This is a genomic window from Filifactor villosus (assembly GCF_042652965.1).
In the GTDB taxonomy this organism is placed as follows: Bacteria; Bacillota; Clostridia; order Peptostreptococcales; family Filifactoraceae; genus Filifactor; species Filifactor villosus.
This window is the reverse complement of sequence record NZ_JBHSHL010000067.1, coordinates 1-2,280: the sequence shown is the minus strand read 5'-3', so window position 1 is coordinate 2,280 and position 2,280 is coordinate 1. Positions and strand designations below refer to the sequence as shown.

Here is a 2,280-nt window from a genome sequence, read left to right as displayed (position 1 = left end):
CGAAACGAAAAAGAGAACAAAGGCAAATTCTCAGCGGAGCTTCGAGAGGAGCAAAGGTGAGAGACAACAAGTTTTCAAAAAGAGCGATCAAGTAAGAAAGAGCATATGGCGAATGCCTAGGCGCTTGGAGCCGATGAAGGACGTGGTAAGCTGCGAAAAGCTTCGGGGAGGTGCAAGCAACCATTAATCCGGAGATATCCGAATGAGGAAACTCATACAGAGTAGAGACTGTATATCCACTAATGAATGCATAGTTAGGGGAAGGGAACCCAGAGAACTGAAACATCTAAGTACCTGGAGGAAAAGAAAGAAACATCGATTTCGTCAGTAGCGGCGAGCGAACGCGAAAGAGCCCAAACCTTGTTGGGTAACCAAGAAGGGGTAGACATTCCAAAGAGGAGGTAACCTTAGTCGAAGACACTTGGAAAAGTGAACCAAAGAGGAGTAAAAGTCCCGTAGACGAAAAGGTAAAGACCAAGGGAATGATCAAGAGTACCACAGGACACGTGAAACCCGGTGGGAAGACGGGGGGACCACCCCCCAAGGCTAAATACTACCAAGCGACCGATAGAGAACAGTACCGTGAGGGAAAGGTGAAAAGAACCCCGGGAGGGGAGTGAAAGAGAACCTGAAACCATATGCTTACAAGCTGTAGGAGCGAGCATGCAAATGCGAGTGACTGCGTACTTTTTGTAGAACGGGCCAACGAGTTGTGATCATATGCGAGGTTAAGCACTTCAGGTGCGGAGCCGAAGCGAAAGCGAGTCTTAAGAGGGCGAGAGTATATGGTTGCAGACCCGAAACCAGGCGACCTATCCATGTCCAGATTGAAGTTTCTGTAACAAGAAATGGAGGATCGAACCCACGTACGTTGAAAAGTGCGGGGATGAGGTGTGGATAGCGGTGAAATTCCAATCGAGCTTGGAGATAGCTGGTTCTCTCCGAAATAGCTTTAGGGCTAGCGTTTTGCGAGATATATATGGAGGTAAAGCACTGACTGCCTAATGGGTCTTCTAGATTACTGAGGGCTATCAAACTAAGAATGCCATATATAGCGCAGAGCAGTCAGACTATGAGTGATAAGATCCATAGTCGAGAGGGAAAGAGCCCAGACCAACAGCTAAGGTCCCAAAATGTATGTTAAGTGGGAAAGGATGTGAGATTGCATAGACAACCAGGATGTTGGCTTAGAAGCAGCCATACATTGAAAGAGTGCGTAATAGCTCACTGGTCGAGTGATCTTGCGCCGAAAATTACCGGGGCTAAAACATACTACCGAAGCTTTGGCTAAACAGGGAACTGTTTGGGGTAGGAGAGCATCGTATAGGATAAGAAGCAAAATCGGAAGAGATTGTGGATTCTATAGGAGAGAGAATGTTGGCATGAGTAGCGAGAGGAAGGTGAGAATCCTTCCGGCCGAAAACCTAAGGGTTCCTGAGGAAGGTTCGTCCGCTCAGGGTAAGTCGGGACCTAAGCCAAGGCCGAAAGGCGTAGGTGATGGACAACGGGTTTAGAATCCCGTACCGCCGTAGTTGATTGATCGAAGGGGGGACACAGGAGGATGACCGAAGCGTGCGAATGGAAGAGCACGTCCAAGCAGAGAGTGAGTAAAGGCAGGCAAATCCGTCTTTACAATTGTGATCTGTGATGGGGAGTGAATCAAGTAGCGAAGTCGACTCATTCAAACTGTCAGGAAAAGCCTCTAGAGAGACGAAGGTGCCCGTACCGCAAACCGACACAGGTAGGTGAGGAGAGAATCCTAAGGCCAGCGAGAGAACTGTTGTTAAGGAACTCGGCAAAATAACCCCGTAACTTCGGGAGAAGGGGAGCCTGTGAGAGCAGGCCGCAGAGAATAGGCCCAAGCGACTGTTTACCAAAAACATAGGTTTCTGCAAAACTGAAAAGTGAAGTATAGGAGCTGACGCCTGCCCGGTGCTGGAAGGTTAAGGGGAAAGCTTAGAGCAATCGAAGGCTGGAACTTAAGCCCCAGTAAACGGCGGCCGTAACTATAACGGTCCTAAGGTAGCGAAATTCCTTGTCGGGTAAGTTCCGACCCGCACGAAAGGCGTAACGATTTGGGCACTGTCTCAACAACAGACTCGGTGAAATTGTAGTGCCGGTGAAGATGCCGGACACCTGCGACAGGACGGAAAGACCCCATGGAGCTTTACTGTAGCTTAGCATTGGATTTAGGTAATAGATGTACAGGATAGGTGGGAGACTGAGAGTATAGGGCGTCAGCCTTGTAGGAGTCGCTGTTGGGATACCACCCTTGTATTG

Annotated in this window: 1 rRNA gene; it reads left to right on the top strand. The window is 48.9% G+C overall.

The features are described from left to right. Positions 1 to 85: 85 nt before the first annotated feature. Positions 86 to 2,280: ribosomal RNA gene (locus ACFO4R_RS11935) — 23S ribosomal RNA — on the top strand; the annotation flags it as partial.